The sequence below is a fragment of the Desulfosporosinus sp. Tol-M2 genome (assembly GCF_059735615.1).
The window spans coordinates 1-17,908 of sequence record NZ_JCAIJG010000017.1; the positions used below are offsets into that span (position 1 = coordinate 1).

Below are 17,908 nucleotides of genomic sequence, written 5' to 3' on the forward strand. Positions count from 1 at the left end.
CTCCTGGAGACGACCGTTGGGCGATTAATCTTCAACTCCGTCATACCTCCCGAAATTGGGTTTTTCAATGAAGTTATTGGCAAAAAAGGCCTTGGAGATATCGTGGCAAAAACGTATCGCCGGTGTGGTTATGAAGCGACAGCCTCCTTGCTGGATGGGCTGAAGAATCAAGGGTTCAAGTTCTCTACTCGAGCAGGAATAACCGTCGGATTAACGGACATAACGGCCCCTCGGGATAAGATGGAAATCCTGACTAAAGCTGANNGTCGAAGGCCACGATAACAGTGACCCAGGCGTTAATGGATAACTTGGATCCATTTAATCCGGTGTACATGATGGCAACGTCCGGTGCCCGGGGTAATATTCAACAGCTGAGACAACTGGCGGGAATGCGGGGACTTATGGCTGACCCGTCTGGACGAACGATTGAGCTGCCGATCAAGGCCAACTTTCGTGAAGGGTTAACCGTTTTAGAATATTTCATTTCCTCGCACGGTGCTCGGAAAGGCCTTGCAGATACTGCCTTGCGTACAGCCGACTCAGGTTATCTGACTCGTCGTCTGGTAGACGTATCTCAAGATGTGATAGTACGTGAAAAAGACTGCGGAACGATGACGGGCATATTGGTAGAAGATATTAAAGATGGCCCGGAAATTATTGAACCCTTAGTAGATCGCCTTGTCGGACGCTTTGTCTTGGAAGATGTAAACCATCCGGAGACAGGAGAAGTACTCGCTTCACCTGAGCATGAAATCTCGGAGGAACAGGCGGAGGAAATCGTCAAATCCTACGATTCAGTCATAATCCGCTCGGTATTGACATGTAAATCACGTTATGGTGTTTGCAAGAAGTGCTACGGTCGCAATCTCGCAACCGGACGCCCGGTTGAGATGGGTGAGGCGGTTGGAATTATTGCAGCACAATCTATTGGAGAACCTGGAACTCAGCTAACGATGCGAACGTTCCATACCGGTGGGGTTGCGGGGGGTGATATAACCCAAGGTCTGCCACGGGTAGAAGAGCTGTTTGAAGCCCGTAAACCAAAAGGGCAAGCGATCATCTCGGAAGCGGGCGGGAAGGTATCAATCAGTGAAGTGAAAGGACGACGGGAAATAGACCTCTTCACTGAAACCGAGGAGCATCTAACGTATACTATTCCCTACGGATCGCGACTCTGTGTTAAAGAAAATCAAATAGTCGAAGCAGGAGATGAGTTGACAGAAGGAAGCGTCAATCCGCATGATATGCTTAAAGTTAAGGGTCAACGCGGAGTTCAGGTCTATCTGCTAGGTGAAGTTCAACGTGTATATCGGCTGCAAGGGGTAGATATCAATGATAAACACATTGAAGTAATGGTTCGTCAGATGTTGCGCAAGGTGAAAATTGATGACGCGGGAGATACGAGTCTGCTCCCGGGTGGTCTGATTGATGTTTTTGACTTTCAGGACGAGAATGCGCGGACTATTGCCGGAGGTGGGGAACCTGCAGTAGCTCACCCGGTATTATTAGGGATTACTAAGGCTTCCCTGGCGACAGATTCCTTCCTCTCTGCGGCTTCTTTCCAAGAAACAACTCGAGTTCTCACGGAAGCGGCCATAAAAGGAAAAGTTGATCCCTTACTGGGATTAAAGGAGAACGTGATCATCGGTAAATTAATTCCTGCCGGAACCGGCATGTCAAGGTATCGAACTATAAGAACTTTGGGAACAAATTAATCGAATTATTGACACGCCGGATATCTAATGCTAAAATGTTAAAGTATGATTAAGGGGGAAAGCATTTTGGTGCTTGATGAAACCTTTAAAAACGTTAAACATAAAACAGTTGGGCTAAAACAAACCCAACGTGCTCTGGAAAAGGGACTCGTCAGACGTTTGTTTATTGCAAAAGATGCTGAACCACATGTTCTTCGTTCTGTCGTAGAATGGTGCGCAAACCATAATGTGGAGCGTATTGAGGTTCAGACTATGAAGGAACTCGGGAAAGCATGCGGAATCGAAGTTGGCACAGCCGTAGCGGCCATATTGGTAGACCAGTGACAAGCTTAAGCGTGGGAGGATACGTATCGTAGGTTTTGGAATTGCTTGCAAAATGCTGCTGCAAGCAATTCCTTGTATATTGATCTGATCAGAAAGGAGGTGGAGACATGCCGACAATTAATCAACTTATTCGTAATGGACGTGCCTCAATTGAAAAAAAATCAACAGCTCCAGCTTTACAGTGGGGCTATAACTCTCTTAAGCGTAAGCAATATCCATCAGGAGGGTCTCCTCAAAAACGTGGAGTTTGTACCAGAGTTTATACTACTACTCCGAAAAAACCTAACTCCGCACTTCGAAAAGTTGCGCGTGTACGTTTGACTAATGGGTTCGAGATAACTTCTTATATTCCAGGAATCGGACACAACTTACAGGAACACTCCGTGGTTCTCGTCCGGGGTGGTCGTATTAAAGACCTCCCAGGCGTACGTTATCACGTGATTCGTGGCACCCTGGACACAACCGCAGTTCAAAAACGTGCGCAAGGACGCTCGAAATACGGAGCTAAATATCCTAAAAAGGCTTAAAGTATTGCATAAAAGTGTATAGAAATACGTTACAAAGGAGTAAACTAATGCCACGTAAAGGATATATCGGGAAACGCGATGTTCTGCCGGATCCGATTTACAAAAATCAAACTCTAACTAAGCTTATTAATCAAATTATGTTAGACGGTAAAAAGGGAACAGCAGAGGCTATTTGCCATAATGCATTTGAAATAATTAAAGAAAAATCTGGTAAAGATCCAATAGAAGTCTTTAGCAACGCGTTGAAAAACGTTATGCCGGTATTGGAAGTAAAGTCTCGCCGTGTTGGTGGTGCAAATTATCAAGTGCCTATTGAAGTGCGTGCCGATCGACGCACTACGCTTGGTCTGCGCTGGCTTGTCGCTATGGCACGAAAGCGCGGCGAAAAAACCATGCAGGAAAGGATTGCCGGAGAATTACTCGACGCTTCTAACAATACGGGCGGTTCTGTCAAGAAGAAAGAGGATATGCATAAAATGGCGGAGGCCAATAAGGCTTTTGCGCATTACAAATGGTAGTTTGATGCATATGATGTTGACAGAAAGGAGGGGGAATCACCGTGGCAAGACTATTTGCAATAGAAAATACTCGCAATATCGGAATTATGGCGCACATTGATGCTGGGAAAACAACGGTAACGGAACGTATTCTTTTTTACACTGGACGAGTGCATAAAATTGGTGAAGTTCATGATGGGGCGGCAACAATGGACTGGATGATCCAGGAACAGGAACGCGGCATTACCATTACTTCTGCAGCTACAACCTGCGAGTGGAAGAATAATCGGGTTAACATAATAGACACACCAGGGCACGTGGACTTCACGGTAGAAGTCGAACGTTCTCTACGGGTACTTGATGGTGCGATAGCAGTATTCTGTTCTGTCGGCGGAGTTGAACCCCAATCCGAAACTGTCTGGCGTCAAGCGGATAAATACAAAGTTCCCCGTATCGCTTTTATTAATAAAATGGACCGGCTGGGTGCTGATTTCTTTCGTGGTGTATCAATGATAGCTGATCGGTTGGGTGCCAACCCTGTTCCAATTCAGTTGCCGATTGGTATCGAGGAAAACTTTAAAGGTATCGTGGATTTAGTTACGATGACATCCACTATTTATACGGACGACTTAGGCACTGCCGAAGTACACGACGCGATTACGGAAGACCTGCTTGAATTAGCCAATGAGTATCATGATAAAATGGTTGAAGCGGTCGCTGAAACGAGTGATGAACTCATGATGAAGTATCTTGAAGGGATAGAAATCACGGAGCAGGAAATTCGTGACGGTATACGTCGCGGAGTTATCGGGAACAAATTTATCCCGGTTCTATGTGGATCTGCTTTCAAGAACAAAGGTGTGCAACCGTTGCTTGACAGCGTAGTTGATTACATGCCGTCGCCCTTAGACGTGCCGCCTATTAAAGGGATAAATCCGAACGGCGCGGAAGAGCATAGGACAGCTTCTGACAGCGAACCATTTTCCGCGTTGGCCTTCAAGATCATGGCTGACCCATTCGTCGGCAAGTTAGCTTTTTTCAGGGTGTATTCCGGTGTGTTGAGTGCCGGTTCATATGTTTATAATTCAACTAAAGGCAAAAGAGAACGCATTGGACGCCTTCTTCAAATGCACGCCAATCACCGCGAAGATATCCAGGAGGTGCGTTCAGGGGATATTGCAGCCGCAGTTGGGTTGAAAGACACTACAACAGGGGATACCTTGTGTGATGAGAACGCATCCATTATCCTGGAAAAAATGGTGTTTCCTGAGCCGGTAATCGATGTGGCAATTGAGCCTAAGACGAAAGTGGACCAGGAAAAAATGGGAAGTGCACTTACTCGTCTTGCTGAAGAAGATCCGACCTTTAGAGTTCGCACAGATCCTGAAACCGGGCAGACGATTATTGCAGGAATGGGCGAGCTCCATCTCGAGATTATTGTTGACCGCCTGCAGCGGGAATTTAGTGTACAATGTGATGTAGGACGCCCACAAGTTGCTTACAAAGAAACCATTCGGCGTACTGTCAAATCCGAAGGAAGGTTTGTTCGCCAGTCTGGTGGCCGTGGACAATACGGACACTGCTGGATCGAACTTATGCCGCTTGAACCGGGAAGCGGCTTTGAGTTCGTCAATAAAGTGGTCGGCGGGGTTATTCCCAGGGAATATATTAACCCCATTGGTGTTGGTATCCAGGAAGCCATGCAAAATGGTATTTTAGCCGGATACCCTGTTCTTGACCTGCGAGCTACCGTTTATGACGGTTCTTACCACGATGTTGACTCTTCAGAACTGGCCTTTAAAATAGCCGGATCCATGGCCTTTAAAGCCGGTGCACTCAAGGCGGACCCTGCGATCATTGAACCAGTCATGAAAGTTGAAGTGACTTTACCCGAGGATTACATGGGAGACGTTATTGGGGATATAAGCTCACGCCGAGGACGAATTGAAGGAATGGAAACCCATGGTAATGCCCAAATTATCCGGGGATTTGTTCCACTTTCCGAAATGTTCGGCTATGCGACGGATCTACGATCCGCCACTCAAGGACGTGGGACCTATACTATGCAGTTTGACCACTATGAAGAAGTGCCTAAAGGCATTGCCGAAGGCATCATTGCCAAACGCCAAGGCGCTTAAGCGAGGTTCGAGGTTCGAGGTTCGAGGTTCGAAGCTTGAAAATTAGAAGCTCAAAATCTTCGAGTTTCTAAAACCTCTTTGAAATAAGAAATATCTAATTATTTTAAGGGAGTGAAAAAAATGGGGAAAGCGAAATACGAGCGAACGAAACCACATGTTAACATTGGAACCATTGGTCACGTCGACCATGGGAAAACCACCTTGACAGCGGCAATCACCGTTTGTCTCTCCAAAGTCGGTGGCGCAGTAGCCACGGCGTTTGATGAAATTGACAAAGCCCCTGAAGAGCGCGAGCGTGGAATTACCATCTCCACTGCTCATGTGGAGTATGAGACAGCGACTCGTCACTATGCTCATGTGGACTGCCCAGGCCACGCTGACTATGTTAAAAACATGATCACCGGCGCAGCTCAAATGGATGGTGCAATCCTCGTCGTGTCTGCTGCTGATGGCCCTATGCCCCAAACTCGTGAACACATCCTCCTGGCTCGCCAGGTAGGTGTTCCTAATATTATTGTCTGTCTTAACAAAAAAGACATGGTTGACGATGAGGAGCTTATCGAACTCGTCGAAATGGAACTTCGCGAACTCCTAACGGCGTACGAGTTTGATGGCGACAATATTCCCATCATTCCATGTTCTGCTCTCAAAGCCCTGAACTGCGGTTGTGGAACACGTGAATGCGAATGGTGCGGGGATGTCTGGAAGTTGATGGATGCCGTTGATTCCTACATTCCAACTCCCGAGCGCGACAAGGATAAGCCTTTCTTGATGCCTATTGAGGACGTCTTCACAATTACTGGTCGTGGTACAGTTGCGACGGGTCGCGTTGATCGCGGAACGGTTAAAGTTGGAGACGAAGTTGAAATCGTTGGTTTGACGGATACTCGTAAGACCGTTGTAACCGGGGTTGAAATGTTCCGTAAACTCCTTGATTCAGCACAGGCTGGAGATAATATCGGTACGCTTCTGCGTGGCGTTGATCGTAAAGAAGTCGAGCGGGGACAAGTTTTAGCTAAGGCAGGCTCAATTAAACCTTATACAAAATTTTTGGGTGAGGTTTATATCTTGAATAAAGAAGAAGGCGGACGCCATACGCCGTTTTTCAACAACTATCGTCCGCAATTCTACTTCCGTACAACGGACGTAACCGGTGTTATCACTCTTCCAGAGGGTATTGAAATGGTTATGCCGGGAGACCACGTGACGATTAATGTTGAACTCATCACTCCAATCGCTATGGAAGAAGGACTTCGTTTTGCTATCCGCGAGGGTGGCCGCACCGTTGGTTCGGGTGTTGTTTCTAAGATTAATGAATAATCGTGAACTTTTCGGAGTTCGCAGAGAGGAAGGATTTCTTCCTCTCTGCGAACGAAGGTTGGATACCAAAGCGTCTGATGGTTGAGTGCCGTGCTCATCTATCTGATCTCTGGCATCTGACCTCTGACTTCTGGAAGGGTGTAGAAGGTTGCTGGGCAGGTGACTCCGCTTGAACCAGGGAATTTTTACGCTCGAAACCCGTGTAACGGGTAATATGAGGAGGTAGATATAAACTTATGAGCCAAAAAATTAGGATTCGCCTTAAAGCCTTTGACCATAAAACTCTTGACCAATCCGCCGAACGCATTGTAGAAACTGCCAAGCGGACTGGAGCGCAGGTCAGTGGACCGATTCCCCTACCGACAGAGAAAAGCGTCTATACAATTTTACGCTCTCCTCATGTCAATAAAGATTCTCGCGAACAGTTTGAGATGCGCACTCATAAACGTTTGATTGATATTCTGGAGCCTACGCCAAAAACTGTGGATGCGCTTATGCGTTTAGACTTACCCGCGGGTGTGGACATAGAAATCAAGCTGTAATTAGCATATTTCGTTGTTTTGGAGTAGCTAAACTTTTTATTCTGTGATATACTACTGTTATGTTTGCTGCGAGAAACGCCCGGTAGCGTGGAGTAGTTACCGTCGAAGATCGCGACAAAATAAATAAAACGACGCTCTCGTGCTCCGGAACGAAACTGGCGCACTTCAAAGCGTTTAGGAGGTGGCATTCGTGTCCAAAGGAATTTTAGGCAAAAAAATAGGTATGACTCAGATTTTCACACCCGAAGGACGTGTAGTTCCGATTACAGTTATCGAAGCGGGTCCGTGCCCGGTGGTCCAGAAGAAAACTGTAGCGTGTGATGGCTACAACGCTATTCAACTTGGATTTTTAGTTCTGCGCGAAAGCTTATGCAATAAACCGCGCAAAGGGCACTTCCAAAAGGCTTCACTGAAGCCGATGCGCTATGTTCGTGAGTTCCGGACCAGTGATGTGGAGAGTTTTGAAATCGGCCAGGAAGTAAAAGTGGATTTATTCACTGTTGGCGACAAAATTGATGTTGTCGGTACATCTAGGGGAAAGGGTTTCACTGGAATGATCAAGCGTCATAATGCTAATCGCGGACCGATGGCGCATGGCTCGAAATATCATTATCGGACAGGTTCCTTAGGCGCGAAGGGCCCGGCTCGAGTATATAAAGGTCGTAAGCTGCCCGGACGTATGGGTGGCAAGCGCGTTACCATACAAAACCTGGAAGTTGTGCGAGTTGATGTCGATAAAAACCTGATCTTGATCAAAGGGGCTGTCCCGGGAGCGAATAAATCGTTGCTCATTCTGAAGCCTTCTGTCAAGGCGAAGTAACACTGAGAAAGGAGGAATAAGCAATGCCGAAAGTTCAAGTATTTAATATGCAAGGCACAGAGGTCGGTGAAATTGAATTGAGCGAAAGTGTATTTGGAATTACCCCGAATATTCATGTTCTTCACTCTGCGGTAGTATCCCAATTAGCCGGAGCAAGGCGAGGCACCCAATCGGCCTTGTTACGCGGTGAAGTGCGCGGAGGCGGACGCAAACCATTCCGTCAAAAAGGAACAGGTCGTGCACGTTCCGGCAGTACACGCTCTCCATTGTGGAGAGGCGGTGGGGTAGTATTTGCACCCAAACCTCGCAAGTACGGCTTTAAATTACCTAAAAAAGTCCGCCGATTGGCTTTGCACTCGGCACTTTCTTCGAAGGTTATGGAGCAACAGCTGATTGTTCTTGACGATTTGAGCATGGGTGAAGCAAAAACCCGTGAAATGGTAAAAGTGCTCCTTGCTCTTCAGATAGACAAGAAGGCTATGATCGTGATGGATAACATAGATGAGGTGGTCCAACGTTGCGCGCGCAACATCGAGGGTGTAAAAACAACGGATGTTGCAGGAATGAATGTGATGGACATACTTCATCATGATATTCTTGTCATGACTAAAGCGGCGGTAACTAAAACCGAGGAGGTGTTAGCGTAATGCGCGACGCACGTGATGTTCTCAAAAGTCCGGTAATCTCAGAGAAGTCTGTTGGGCTTGTCGAGGAGAACAAATACTCCTTCTGGGTAGATCCCGCTGCCAACAAGATCGAAATCAAAGCAGCGGTAGAAAAGCTGTTTAAAGTATCGGTTGTCGAACTCCGTACCATGAATGTCAAAGGCAAAAAGAAGCGGGTCGGCAAGTATGTTGGAAAAACATCTAACCGCAAAAAAGCAATTGCTACGCTTAAAGCCGGAGATAAGATTGAAAACTACGCGGGCCTGTAAGCAGCTTGAAGTAAAGGAGGATAATGAAAACCGATGGCCTTAAAAACTCTTAAACCCACCTCACCAAGTCGTCGTAATATGACAGTGTCGACCTTCGATGAGATCACGCGCACAGAACCTGAACGTTCTTTACTAAAGCCTTTGACTAAAAAGGCCGGTCGCAATAATGACGGACGTTTAAGTGTGCGCCACAAAGGCGGCGGACATAAACGAAGGTTCCGCATTATTGATTTCAAGCGGAATAAGGATGGCATCCCTGCTCGTGTCGAGAGCATTGAATATGATCCAAACCGCTCCGCCAATATCGCTTTACTGTTCTATCAGGATGGACTTAAAACTTATATCTTAGCACCGAACGGGTTACAAGTTGATCAAATAGTTACTTCCGGTGCGGATGCAGACATCAAAGTTGGTAATTCACTGCCACTTCAGAACATCCCTGTGGGAACTTTATTACACAACATCGAGATGAAACCCGGTAAAGGAGCACAGATGGTTCGCTCAGCCGGTGGATCGGCTCAACTCATGGCCAAAGAAGGTTCCTATGCAACGCTGCGACTTCCGTCCGGTGAAATGCGCATGATTCGCATTGAGTGCCGGGCAACTATTGGTCAAGTCGGAAATCTCGACCATGAGAACATTCACGTTGGTAAAGCCGGAAGGTCTCGCTGGATGGGCCTTAGACCAACAGTTCGTGGTTCGGTAATGAACCCCTGTGATCATCCGCATGGTGGGGGTGAAGGGCGTAACTCGCTTGGTCGCAACCCATGTACACCTTGGGGGAAACCGGCACTGGGAGCAAAAACCCGCAAGAAAAAGAACTCGTCGAATCGCTTCATTGTGAAACGGCGGACTAAGTAGTCGAAAGGAGGCCCATATATGAGCAGATCTCTGAAAAAAGGACCTTTCGCCGAACCTCGTTTGCTCGAGCGCGTCGAAGCGATGAACAAATCAGGTGAAAAACGCGTTATTAAGACGTGGTCCAGACGCTCAACAATATTTCCGATAATGGTCGGACAAACTATTGCGGTTCATGATGGCAGGAAACATGTTCCTATCTATGTTACCGAAGATATGGTAGGGCACAAACTCGGAGAGTTTTCGCCTACTCGCACCTATAGGGGCCATGCTGGAAGCGAAAAATCCAGCGGCTTACGTTAATTCGAGAGGGGACTAAAGGCACATGCAAGCAAAAGCAGTGGCAAAATATGTACGTATCTCTCCTCGTAAGGTGCGCCAGGTTGTCAATTTGATCCGTGGCAAAAAAATCAGTGATGCGTTCGCAATTCTTCAGTTTACACCTAACGGCTCCACAGACGATGTGGCGAAAGTGCTGAAGTCTGCAGTCGCCAACGCAGGACATAATTATGACCTGAATGTTGATGATCTGATAATTACTGAAATTTGTGTGGATCAAGGGCCAACTTTAAAACGCATCAAGCCTCGAGCCATGGGACGTGCGGACCAGATCCGGAAACGGACAAGTCACATTACCGTGGTTGTGGGCGAGAAGAAGGAGGGCTAAACTGTGGGTCAAAAGGTTAATCCCAAAGGCCTCCGCATCGGAATCATCCGGGACTGGGAAAGCCGATGGTATGCAGACAGAAACTACAAGGAACTTCTTCATGAAGACTTGAAGATTCGGGCATTTGTCAAAAATAAACTTAAGCAAGCCGGTTGTCCAAAAGTTGAGATTGAACGAGCAGCCAGTCGCGTTAAAGTGTCGGTTCATGCAGCTAAACCCGGTATTGTTATCGGTCGGGGTGGTATTGAAGTTGAAAATCTGCGTAAGCAACTTGAAGCTATAACCGGCAAACAAGTCGCAGTCAATATTGTAGAAATCAAGAAACCCGAAATGGATGCCACGCTGGTAGCCGAGAACATCGCCCTGCAACTCGAAAAACGGGTGTCCTTCCGTCGGGCAATGAAGCAAACAGTTGGCCGGACAATGCGGACAGGAGCCCAAGGAATTAAAATTCAATGCAGCGGTCGTCTGGCTGGAGCCGAAATTGCCCGAACTGAATGGTATCATGAAGGAAAAGTACCTCTTCACACCTTACGTGCCGATATTGACTACGGTTTTGCGGAAGCCAATACAACGTATGGCAAAATTGGTATTAAGGTTTGGATTTATAAAGGTGAGATTCTTCCCGCCAAGAAGGTCGTTGCTCAGGTGGAAGGAGGAAACTAAATGTTAGTCCCATCCAGAGTGAAACATCGAAAACAACATCGTGGTCGGATGCATGGTAAGGCAACACGCGGTAACACCATTATTTTTGGTGAATATGGTCTTATGGCGATGGAATGCGGCTGGGTTACGAACCGCCAAATTGAGGCTGCTCGTATCGCGATGACCCGATTTATTAAGCGTGGAGGTCAAGTTTGGATAAAAATATTTCCGGATAAGCCTGTTACGGCAAAACCGGCGGAAACCCGTATGGGTAGTGGTAAAGGTTCACCGGAATACTGGGTTGCTGTTGTTAAACCTGGTCGTGTGATGTTTGAATTGAACGGCGTATCGGAAGAACAAGCACGTGAGGCTCTGCGTCTGGCAATGCATAAACTCCCGATCGAGTGCAAGTTCGTTACCCGTGCAGATCAAGAAGGAGGTGACGCAAATGAAAACTAAAGATTTCCGTGACATGACTACAGACGAAGTTCTCCAGGAAATCGACGAGTTCAAAACAGAACTGTTTAATTTGCGTTTCCAATTGGCAACGAAACAACTCGATAACCCGATGCGAATTCGCGAAGTCCGTAAAGGAATCGCTCGCGGTAAAACGATTCTACGTGAGCGCGAGTTAAAGATTGAACGTGACTAAGTTGAGGAAGGAGGCTTTGTAGATTGGAAAGAGCTCAGCGCAAGGTCCGAATTGGTAAGGTAGTGAGCGACAAGATGGATAAAACTGTCGTGGTTGCAGTTGATATTACTCAGCGTCACCCGATTTACAAAAAGACGATCACCCGCACCAAAAAGTATAAGGCTCATGACGAAAACAATGAGGCTCATGTCGGAGACACTGTCTCAATCATGGAAACTCGCCTTTTGAGCAAAGATAAATGTTGGCGTGTGGTTGAGATAACTCAGAAAGCAATTGCTTTCTGATACTTTTATATTTAGTTCGGAAGGGGGTCAATGGGAATGATCCAGGTACAAACCAGGGTTAGGGTTGGAGACAATTCAGGCGCTAAAGAGCTAATGTGTATTCGTGTCCTGGGCGGTTCAATGCGGCGGTACGCCTCGATCGGTGATATAATTGTAGCTTCAGTTAAGCAAGCAACGCCGGGGGGCGTTGTTAAAAAAGGGGAAGTTGTTAAGGCCGTTATTGTGCGGACAAAAAAAGAAATCAGACGTCCTGACGGTTCTTATATTCGGTTTAGCGAAAACGCAGCAGTACTCATTAAAGATGACCAAAGCCCTCGTGGCACTCGTATCTTCGGACCGGTTGCTCGTGAGTTACGTGATAAATTTATGAAAATTATTTCCCTGGCACCGGAAGTTATCTAAGACCCCATGACAGATGGAGGTGAAGAAAGTGGCTGCTACTAAGCATAAGGTACAGACTGCAAAGATACACGTTAAAAAGGGCGACTTTGTCATGGTAATCAGCGGTAAAGATGCCGGCAAAAAAGGCAAAGTTATCGATGTGATGCGCAAGAAAGGTCGGGTGATCGTTGAGAAGGCCAACATCATTAAGCGTCATACGAAACCTTCTCAAAGTATGCCTCAAGGCGGCATTGTTTCCAAAGAAGCTCCAATGGCCAGCTCGAACGTCATGTTATATTGCCAAGAGTGTAATTCCGTGACACGTGCCGGTGTCCAGGTAACGGAAAATGGAAAAGTACGCGTCTGCAAAAAATGTGGTGTGAATTTACCTGATAAACACTAAGCGCGAAAGGAGGGACCAAAAGTGGCTCGTCTGAAGGATAGATACCAAAACGAAATCACTCCTGCCTTACAGCAGAAGTTTGCTTATACGAACGTCATGCAAATTCCCAAAGTTGACAAAATTGTTATTAACATGGGTGTCGGCGAAGCGGTTCAAAACTCTAAGGCGATCGATTCCGCTGTCGCAGACCTAATGAAGCTTTCGGGACAAAAACCAGTGGTCACGCGGGCTAAGAAATCCATTGCGGCATTTAAACTCCGTACAGGGATGTCAGTCGGGTGCAAAGTTACCCTGCGAGGTCAACGGATGTATGAATTTATAGATCGCCTCTTAAATGTTGCTTTACCACGCGTGCGTGACTTCCGCGGTGTTTCAGCGAAGGCGTTTGACGGACGCGGTAATTATACTTTAGGAATCAAGGAGCAACTGATCTTTCCCGAAATGGAGTATGACAAGATCGACAAACTTCGCGGAATGGATATAGTCTTCGTAACAACGGCAACAACGGACGAAGAAGCTCGCGAGTTGCTGCGCGGCTTTGGAATGCCGTACCGTGATTAGAGAAAAGGAGGTTCAAGAGAGTGGCTAAAACATCAATGGTTGTCCGCCAAAATTGTGGACAAAAATTCGCTGTACGTACGCATAACCGTTGCAAGCTTTGTGGACGTCCCCATGCTTACATGCGGAAATTTGGAATTTGCCGGATTTGCTTCCGGGAGCTGGCTCACAAAGGGGAACTTCCTGGAATCAGGAAGGCCAGTTGGTAAAACATTGTAAGGAAGGGGGACGACGGAAGTGTCAATGTCAGATCCGATTGCAGACTTTTTAACACGGATCCGCAATGCGGGAATGGTTTACCATGATAAAGTTGAGGTACCGGCATCTCGTATTAAGAAAGAGCTTGCGGAACTGCTTAAAGCAGAAGGGTACATCAAAGACGTAGAATATATTACAGACGACAAACAAGGCGTTATTCGGATGTATTTGAAATACGGTCCTAACCGGGAGCGTGTTATTACCGGGCTAAAACGGATTAGCCGTCCGGGACTACGCATTTATGCGAAAAAGGATGAAATGCCGAAAGTTCTCGGGGGACTCGGAATCGCAGTGATTTCGACTTCTAAGGGGATTATGTCAGATAAAAAAGCCCGGAAAGAGGGCCTTGGCGGTGAAGTGATCTCCTACATTTGGTAATTTTTTAAGGCGGAGGTGCAGGGAATGTCCAGAATTGGCAAGCGCCCCATTGGGATTCCCAGTGGAGTGGACTTCAAAATAGATAAAAATGTGGTCACAGTTAAGGGCCCGAAAGGTACCTTAACGAGAGAGCTGCATTCATTAATGAACATTGTGGTTGAAAACTCGCAGATCAAAGTCATACGACCAAATGATGATCCGTTTAGCAGATCCTTACATGGCTTGACCCGAACCCTAATCGCCAATATGGTGGAAGGGGTTACGAATGGATTTACCAAGGGACTGGATATGGTCGGGGTTGGTTATCGTGCTGCGAAAAAAGAAAATAAGCTGGTCTTAACGGTCGGCAAGTCTCATCCTGTAGAACTCACTCCCTTTGAAGGAATTGACTTTGAAATTCCAGCTCCAAATAAGATTTTGATTAAAGGGATGGATAAAGAACTTGTTGGCGCTTTTGCCGCTGTTGTACGTTCAGAGCGCAAGCCTGAACCTTACAAAGGTAAAGGTATTCGCTACGAAAGTGAAGTTGTCCGACGTAAAGTTGGTAAAACTGGTGGTAAAAAAGGTGCTAAATAAGTAACAGTAATAGGCAAGGGCCAAATCTCTTGCTGAGTAGTGAAAGGAGTGTTCGCTATGATTAAGCGCATTGATCGAAAAGCTCTTCGCCTTAAAAAGCATAAGAGAATCCGCAAAACTATAGTCGGCGTTGCTGAACGCCCGCGTTTGGCAATTTTCCGGAGCTTGAATCATATTTACGCTCAAGTAATCAATGATCAGCTGGGTGTAACATTAGTTGCTGCTTCTTCCCTCGATCCGGAGTTCAAAGCTGCTGATCTGTCAGGTGGGAATACCGCCGGCGCTCATAAGGTCGGCGAATTGGTGGCGAAGAAAGCCTTGGAAAAAGGAATTACCCAAGTTGTATTCGATCGGGGAGGAAATATTTATCACGGCAGAATCTCAGCGTTGGCGGCAGCAGCACGCGAAGCGGGGCTCAGCTTTTAAACCAGGGTAAAGGGGGGAAATCAAATTGGCTAAATTCGAAGCTAACAAGTCGGATATGAATGAAAAGGTCGTTCATATTGCTCGGGTTGCCAAAGTTGTCAAGGGCGGACGCCGTTTCAGCTTTAGCGCGCTCGTAGTGGTAGGAGACGGTCACGGTCGTGTCGGCGCAGGACTAGGTAAAGCTGGCGAAGTGCCTTGAAGCTGCCGGAGTACATGATATCCTAACGAAGTCTTTGGGTTCGGCAAACGCCCACAATATTGTCAATGCGACGATAGCAGGGTTAAAGGCTCTCAAACGACCAGAGGATGTTGCCAAACTGCGAGGTAAGACCGTAGCAGAAGTTCTAGGCTAAGGAGGGTCGGCCATGAAAATTAAAGTGACACTGACAAAGAGTCCGATCGGGTATTCAAAAGCACAACACAAAGTGTTACAAGCACTTGGCTTAGGAAAAGTCGGATCAAGTGCAGTTCATGAAGACACCCCTGGTATTCTAGGGATGGTTCATAAATGCATGCACTTGGTTACTGTAGAGACCCAAGCTCAATAGAAGGAGGTGTGGGTAAGCATGAAACTGCATGAACTTAAGCCTGCCGAAGGATCAACACATGCACTTAAACGTTTGGGGCGTGGAGTTGGGTCTGGACATGGTAAAACTTCCGGTAAAGGACACAAAGGGCAAAACTCGCGCGCAGGCGGCGGTGTCCGACCAGGTTTTGAAGGCGGACAAAATACACTGTATCGTAGAATGCCGAAGCGAGGTTTTAATAATATCTCAAGGAAAAACATTGTCGCCTTGAATGTCCGTGATTTGGAACGTTTTGAGAACGATACGGTAGTGACGATTGAAAGCCTTCTGGAAAGCGGCCTCATCAAGGCGGTTAAAGATGGCGTGAAGATTTTAGCAACGGGGGAACTGACCAAAGCACTGACCATTCGAATTGACAAAGTCAGCCCAGCCGCGGCCAGGAAGATTGTTGCGGCGGGTGGAAAAGTAGAGGAGGAATAGAATGATTGCCAATTCCGTGAAGAATGCGTGGAATGCCACGGATCTCAGGAAAAAAATCATCTACACCCTACTGATGTTCTTGATCTTTCGGATCGGGGCACATATTCCAACCCCCTTTATTGATCGGGACAGGCTGGAGCAATTGTTTGGATCGGGAGTCATGATGAATTTCATGGACACGATTTCCGGTGGTTCCTTTAAAAGTTTGTCTGTATTTGCGCTGAGTATTACGCCCTATATTACAGCTTCAATTATTTTTTCGCTTCTGCAGGTTGTCATACCCTCCCTTGAAAGGCTGGCTAAAGAGGGTGACTATGGGCGCAAAAAGATCACCCAGTATACCCGCTATGCCACCGTTGGCTTGGGATTTATTCAAGCTTTTGGACTGACTTTTGGGGTACGTGATGCGGTGATAATTCCCAGCCCGGAGCTGAGATGGCCGATCTATCTATTATGCGCGCTCGTTTTAACCGCTGGAACCATGTTTTTAATGTGGCTTGGGGAGGCAATCACAGAAAAGGGTGTCGGAAACGGTATCTCCCTGATCATCTTTGCGGGAATCGTTTCGCGGGTCCCGTCAGCCATCACGTCTCTGTGGGACATGTTAAGAGTCGGGGAGGTCAACCTTCTGTCCATTATCGGGTTGATTCTTATCGTGATATTTATTACCGCAGGTGTTATCTATGTTCAGGAAGGGCAGCGTCGAGTGTCGGTTCAATATGCCAAGAGGGTAGTCGGCCGTAGGGTGTATGGAGGACAAAGCAGCCATATCCCGTTGAAAGTTAACCAGGCCGGTGTCATCCCCGTCATTTTTGCAATCTCCTTGCTTGCCTTACCTCAGACAATCTCAACATGGGCTCCAACTTCAGGATTTGCGCAATTTGTCGGCAAATGGTTTAGCATGAATGGTCAGCTTACATCAATCCCTTACCTGCTGGTTTATGGAGTGCTTATTATCTTCTTTACTTACTTTTACACGTCTATTACCTTTAATCCTTCAGATGTAGCAGAAAACTTGAAGAAGTATGGAGGCTTCATACCGGGCCTTCGACCTGGGCGTCCTACGGCGGAGTACTTGTCTAAAATATTGAACCGTATTACATTAGCCGGGGGTGTATTTCTTGCTTTGATCGCAGTCCTACCGACACTGGTTATCGGACTTACCGGACTCAAGAACATCTATTTTGGCGGAACATCCTTACTGATTGTAGTTGGGGTTGCGCTCGAGACGATGAAACAGATTGAATCGCAACTTATGGCGAGACATTATCAAGGGTTTATGAAATAAAAGAGGAGGAATTGAAATGAAAATTATCTTAATGGGTGGTCCGGGAGCAGGAAAAGGGACGCAGGCTGGTCCGCTGGTGGAACGTTTTGGTATTCCCCATATTTCGACGGGAGACATGTTTAGGGCAGCTATTAAAAATGGAACGGAACAAGGGCTCAAGGCTAAGTCATTTATGGATGCCGGGGGCTTAGTTCCTGATGAAGTGACAATTGGGGTTGTCGCGGAACGCTTAGCACAACCGGATTGTGTAAAGGGATTTCTTCTTGATGGTTTCCCGCGTACCTTAGCGCAAGGCACGGCTTTAGCTGAAATTTTAGATCGCCTTGGCATGAAACTTGATGGTGTGATCAACATAGAAGTTGCTGAAGATGTATTAATTCCTCGCTTAACCGGACGTCGTGTCTGTCGGCAGTGTGGAGCATCCTATCATATGGTCTTTAACAAACCAGAAAAAGAAGGGGTTTGTGGTCAGTGTGCCGGAGAGCTTTATCAGCGCTCAGATGACAACGTAGAAACTGCCAAGAATCGTTTACTAACCTATAATAATCAGACTCAGCCTCTAATTGATTTCTATCAGAAACAGGGTTTGCTTATCACTGTTAATGGGGGGCAAGCCATTGAACAAGTTTTTACGGATATTCTGAAGGCCTTGGGCTAAGCGGCATGATTGAGCTGAAAAATGCGAACCAATTGGACCGGATGCGTAAGGC

General features: G+C 46.8%; 27 protein-coding genes and 2 pseudogenes. All 29 read left to right on the forward strand.

Going from position 1 to position 17,908, the window contains the following annotated elements; all coding sequences use genetic code 11:
* Positions 1–1,768: pseudogene (locus tag AC6I5A_RS00605) on the forward strand (DNA-directed RNA polymerase subunit beta'); the annotation flags it as partial.
* A gap of 16 nt (positions 1,769–1,784) precedes the next feature.
* The gene (locus tag AC6I5A_RS00610; protein WP_034610536.1) at positions 1,785–2,039 is read left to right on the forward strand and encodes a ribosomal L7Ae/L30e/S12e/Gadd45 family protein; all 255 of its coding nucleotides are present in this window, start codon (positions 1,785–1,787) and stop codon (positions 2,037–2,039) included.
* Positions 2,040–2,146: 107 nt separating this feature from the next.
* The gene (gene rpsL / locus AC6I5A_RS00615; RefSeq protein ID WP_034610473.1) at positions 2,147–2,566 is read left to right on the forward strand and encodes a 30S ribosomal protein S12; all 420 of its coding nucleotides are present in this window, start codon (positions 2,147–2,149) and stop codon (positions 2,564–2,566) included.
* Between the two features lie 47 nt (positions 2,567–2,613).
* Entirely contained in the window at positions 2,614–3,084 is a 471-nt protein-coding gene (gene rpsG / locus AC6I5A_RS00620; RefSeq protein WP_034610476.1) for a 30S ribosomal protein S7, read from the forward strand.
* Positions 3,085–3,125: 41 nt separating this feature from the next.
* Positions 3,126–5,201 carry an elongation factor G gene (gene fusA, locus AC6I5A_RS00625; protein ID WP_034610478.1) on the forward strand — a complete coding sequence of 692 codons (2,076 nt, stop codon included), beginning with the start codon at positions 3,126–3,128 and terminating at the stop codon, positions 5,199–5,201.
* A 120-nt stretch (positions 5,202–5,321) separates the two neighbouring features.
* Entirely contained in the window at positions 5,322–6,521 is a 1,200-nt protein-coding gene (gene tuf, locus AC6I5A_RS00630) for an elongation factor Tu (protein ID WP_034610480.1), read from the forward strand.
* 236 nt (positions 6,522–6,757) lie between these two features.
* Positions 6,758–7,063 (forward strand): 30S ribosomal protein S10, encoded by a 306-nt coding sequence (gene rpsJ, locus AC6I5A_RS00635; RefSeq protein WP_034610482.1) that lies wholly within the window; start codon positions 6,758–6,760, stop codon positions 7,061–7,063.
* 190 nt (positions 7,064–7,253) lie between these two features.
* A complete protein-coding gene (rplC, locus tag AC6I5A_RS00640) occupies positions 7,254–7,883 on the forward strand; it encodes a 50S ribosomal protein L3 (RefSeq protein WP_034610484.1) in 630 nt (209 codons plus the stop codon).
* A gap of 23 nt (positions 7,884–7,906) precedes the next feature.
* A complete protein-coding gene (gene rplD, locus AC6I5A_RS00645; protein WP_034610485.1) occupies positions 7,907–8,530 on the forward strand; it encodes a 50S ribosomal protein L4 in 624 nt (207 codons plus the stop codon).
* Positions 8,530–8,817 carry a 50S ribosomal protein L23 gene (locus tag AC6I5A_RS00650; protein WP_034610488.1) on the forward strand — a complete coding sequence of 96 codons (288 nt, stop codon included), beginning with the start codon at positions 8,530–8,532 and terminating at the stop codon, positions 8,815–8,817. The genes rplD and AC6I5A_RS00650 overlap by 1 nt, the downstream gene beginning before the upstream one ends.
* 33 nt (positions 8,818–8,850) lie before the next feature.
* Positions 8,851–9,678, forward strand: a complete 828-nt coding sequence (rplB, locus tag AC6I5A_RS00655; protein ID WP_034610491.1) for a 50S ribosomal protein L2 — start codon at positions 8,851–8,853, stop codon at positions 9,676–9,678.
* Positions 9,679–9,696: 18 nt separating this feature from the next.
* Positions 9,697–9,978, forward strand: a complete 282-nt coding sequence (gene rpsS / locus AC6I5A_RS00660) for a 30S ribosomal protein S19 (RefSeq protein ID WP_034610493.1) — start codon at positions 9,697–9,699, stop codon at positions 9,976–9,978.
* Between the two features lie 22 nt (positions 9,979–10,000).
* Positions 10,001–10,342 (forward strand): 50S ribosomal protein L22, encoded by a 342-nt coding sequence (gene rplV / locus AC6I5A_RS00665; protein ID WP_034610495.1) that lies wholly within the window; start codon positions 10,001–10,003, stop codon positions 10,340–10,342.
* Positions 10,343–10,345: 3 nt separating this feature from the next.
* The gene (gene rpsC / locus AC6I5A_RS00670) at positions 10,346–11,008 is read left to right on the forward strand and encodes a 30S ribosomal protein S3 (protein ID WP_034610498.1); all 663 of its coding nucleotides are present in this window, start codon (positions 10,346–10,348) and stop codon (positions 11,006–11,008) included.
* Complete coding sequence (gene rplP, locus AC6I5A_RS00675) at positions 11,009–11,446, forward strand: 50S ribosomal protein L16 (protein WP_034610501.1); 438 nt, start codon at positions 11,009–11,011, stop codon at positions 11,444–11,446. It abuts the gene before it with no gap.
* Positions 11,436–11,639, forward strand: coding sequence for a 50S ribosomal protein L29 (gene rpmC / locus AC6I5A_RS00680; protein WP_034610504.1), 204 nt, complete (start codon positions 11,436–11,438; stop codon positions 11,637–11,639). Before rplP ends, rpmC begins: the two co-directional genes overlap by 11 nt.
* Positions 11,640–11,662: 23 nt before the next feature.
* Positions 11,663–11,923, forward strand: a complete 261-nt coding sequence (gene rpsQ / locus AC6I5A_RS00685; protein WP_034610507.1) for a 30S ribosomal protein S17 — start codon at positions 11,663–11,665, stop codon at positions 11,921–11,923.
* A gap of 36 nt (positions 11,924–11,959) precedes the next feature.
* Positions 11,960–12,325, forward strand: coding sequence for a 50S ribosomal protein L14 (rplN, locus tag AC6I5A_RS00690; RefSeq protein WP_034610510.1), 366 nt, complete (start codon positions 11,960–11,962; stop codon positions 12,323–12,325).
* A gap of 13 nt (positions 12,326–12,338) precedes the next feature.
* Entirely contained in the window at positions 12,339–12,707 is a 369-nt protein-coding gene (rplX, locus tag AC6I5A_RS00695; protein ID WP_052167797.1) for a 50S ribosomal protein L24, read from the forward strand.
* Between the two features lie 21 nt (positions 12,708–12,728).
* Positions 12,729–13,268: a 50S ribosomal protein L5 gene (rplE, locus tag AC6I5A_RS00700; protein ID WP_034610517.1), complete on the forward strand. Its 540-nt coding sequence runs from the start codon at positions 12,729–12,731 to the stop codon at positions 13,266–13,268.
* A 20-nt stretch (positions 13,269–13,288) separates the two neighbouring features.
* Positions 13,289–13,474, forward strand: coding sequence for a type Z 30S ribosomal protein S14 (locus AC6I5A_RS00705; RefSeq protein WP_497900378.1), 186 nt, complete (start codon positions 13,289–13,291; stop codon positions 13,472–13,474).
* Positions 13,475–13,502: 28 nt separating this feature from the next.
* Entirely contained in the window at positions 13,503–13,901 is a 399-nt protein-coding gene (gene rpsH, locus AC6I5A_RS00710) for a 30S ribosomal protein S8 (protein WP_034610520.1), read from the forward strand.
* A 24-nt stretch (positions 13,902–13,925) separates the two neighbouring features.
* Positions 13,926–14,477: a 50S ribosomal protein L6 gene (rplF, locus tag AC6I5A_RS00715; protein WP_034610522.1), complete on the forward strand. Its 552-nt coding sequence runs from the start codon at positions 13,926–13,928 to the stop codon at positions 14,475–14,477.
* Positions 14,478–14,534: 57 nt separating this feature from the next.
* Positions 14,535–14,903, forward strand: coding sequence for a 50S ribosomal protein L18 (rplR, locus tag AC6I5A_RS00720; protein WP_034610525.1), 369 nt, complete (start codon positions 14,535–14,537; stop codon positions 14,901–14,903).
* 25 nt (positions 14,904–14,928) lie between these two features.
* Positions 14,929–15,256 (forward strand): annotated as a pseudogene (locus tag AC6I5A_RS00725) (uS5 family small ribosomal subunit protein).
* A gap of 12 nt (positions 15,257–15,268) precedes the next feature.
* Positions 15,269–15,451, forward strand: coding sequence for a 50S ribosomal protein L30 (rpmD, locus tag AC6I5A_RS00730; protein WP_034610527.1), 183 nt, complete (start codon positions 15,269–15,271; stop codon positions 15,449–15,451).
* An 18-nt stretch (positions 15,452–15,469) separates the two neighbouring features.
* Positions 15,470–15,910 carry a 50S ribosomal protein L15 gene (gene rplO / locus AC6I5A_RS00735; RefSeq protein WP_034610529.1) on the forward strand — a complete coding sequence of 147 codons (441 nt, stop codon included), beginning with the start codon at positions 15,470–15,472 and terminating at the stop codon, positions 15,908–15,910.
* A 1-nt stretch (position 15,911) separates the two neighbouring features.
* Complete coding sequence (gene secY, locus AC6I5A_RS00740) at positions 15,912–17,198, forward strand: preprotein translocase subunit SecY (RefSeq protein WP_034610531.1); 1,287 nt, start codon at positions 15,912–15,914, stop codon at positions 17,196–17,198.
* Between the two features lie 16 nt (positions 17,199–17,214).
* On the forward strand, positions 17,215–17,856 hold the full coding sequence (locus AC6I5A_RS00745) for an adenylate kinase (RefSeq protein WP_034610534.1): 642 nt from the start codon (positions 17,215–17,217) through the stop codon (positions 17,854–17,856).
* Positions 17,857–17,908 lie beyond the last annotated feature (52 nt).

Coding starts and splice junctions, on each gene's coding strand:
- rpsL (WP_034610473.1), top strand. CDS start 2,147: ATGCCGACAATTAATCAACTTATTCGTAATGGACGTGCCTCAATTGAA.
- rpsG (WP_034610476.1), top strand. CDS start 2,614: ATGCCACGTAAAGGATATATCGGGAAACGCGATGTTCTGCCGGATCCG.
- tuf (WP_034610480.1), top strand. CDS start 5,322: ATGGGGAAAGCGAAATACGAGCGAACGAAACCACATGTTAACATTGGA.
- rpsJ (WP_034610482.1), top strand. CDS start 6,758: ATGAGCCAAAAAATTAGGATTCGCCTTAAAGCCTTTGACCATAAAACT.
- rplD (WP_034610485.1), top strand. CDS start 7,907: ATGCCGAAAGTTCAAGTATTTAATATGCAAGGCACAGAGGTCGGTGAA.
- AC6I5A_RS00650 (WP_034610488.1), top strand. CDS start 8,530: ATGCGCGACGCACGTGATGTTCTCAAAAGTCCGGTAATCTCAGAGAAG.
- rplB (WP_034610491.1), top strand. CDS start 8,851: ATGGCCTTAAAAACTCTTAAACCCACCTCACCAAGTCGTCGTAATATG.
- rpsS (WP_034610493.1), top strand. CDS start 9,697: ATGAGCAGATCTCTGAAAAAAGGACCTTTCGCCGAACCTCGTTTGCTC.
- rplV (WP_034610495.1), top strand. CDS start 10,001: ATGCAAGCAAAAGCAGTGGCAAAATATGTACGTATCTCTCCTCGTAAG.
- rplP (WP_034610501.1), top strand. CDS start 11,009: ATGTTAGTCCCATCCAGAGTGAAACATCGAAAACAACATCGTGGTCGG.
- rpmC (WP_034610504.1), top strand. CDS start 11,436: ATGAAAACTAAAGATTTCCGTGACATGACTACAGACGAAGTTCTCCAG.
- rplN (WP_034610510.1), top strand. CDS start 11,960: ATGATCCAGGTACAAACCAGGGTTAGGGTTGGAGACAATTCAGGCGCT.
- rplX (WP_052167797.1), top strand. CDS start 12,339: ATGGAGGTGAAGAAAGTGGCTGCTACTAAGCATAAGGTACAGACTGCA.
- rplF (WP_034610522.1), top strand. CDS start 13,926: ATGTCCAGAATTGGCAAGCGCCCCATTGGGATTCCCAGTGGAGTGGAC.
- rplR (WP_034610525.1), top strand. CDS start 14,535: ATGATTAAGCGCATTGATCGAAAAGCTCTTCGCCTTAAAAAGCATAAG.
- rpmD (WP_034610527.1), top strand. CDS start 15,269: ATGAAAATTAAAGTGACACTGACAAAGAGTCCGATCGGGTATTCAAAA.
- rplO (WP_034610529.1), top strand. CDS start 15,470: ATGAAACTGCATGAACTTAAGCCTGCCGAAGGATCAACACATGCACTT.
- secY (WP_034610531.1), top strand. CDS start 15,912: ATGATTGCCAATTCCGTGAAGAATGCGTGGAATGCCACGGATCTCAGG.
- AC6I5A_RS00745 (WP_034610534.1), top strand. CDS start 17,215: ATGAAAATTATCTTAATGGGTGGTCCGGGAGCAGGAAAAGGGACGCAG.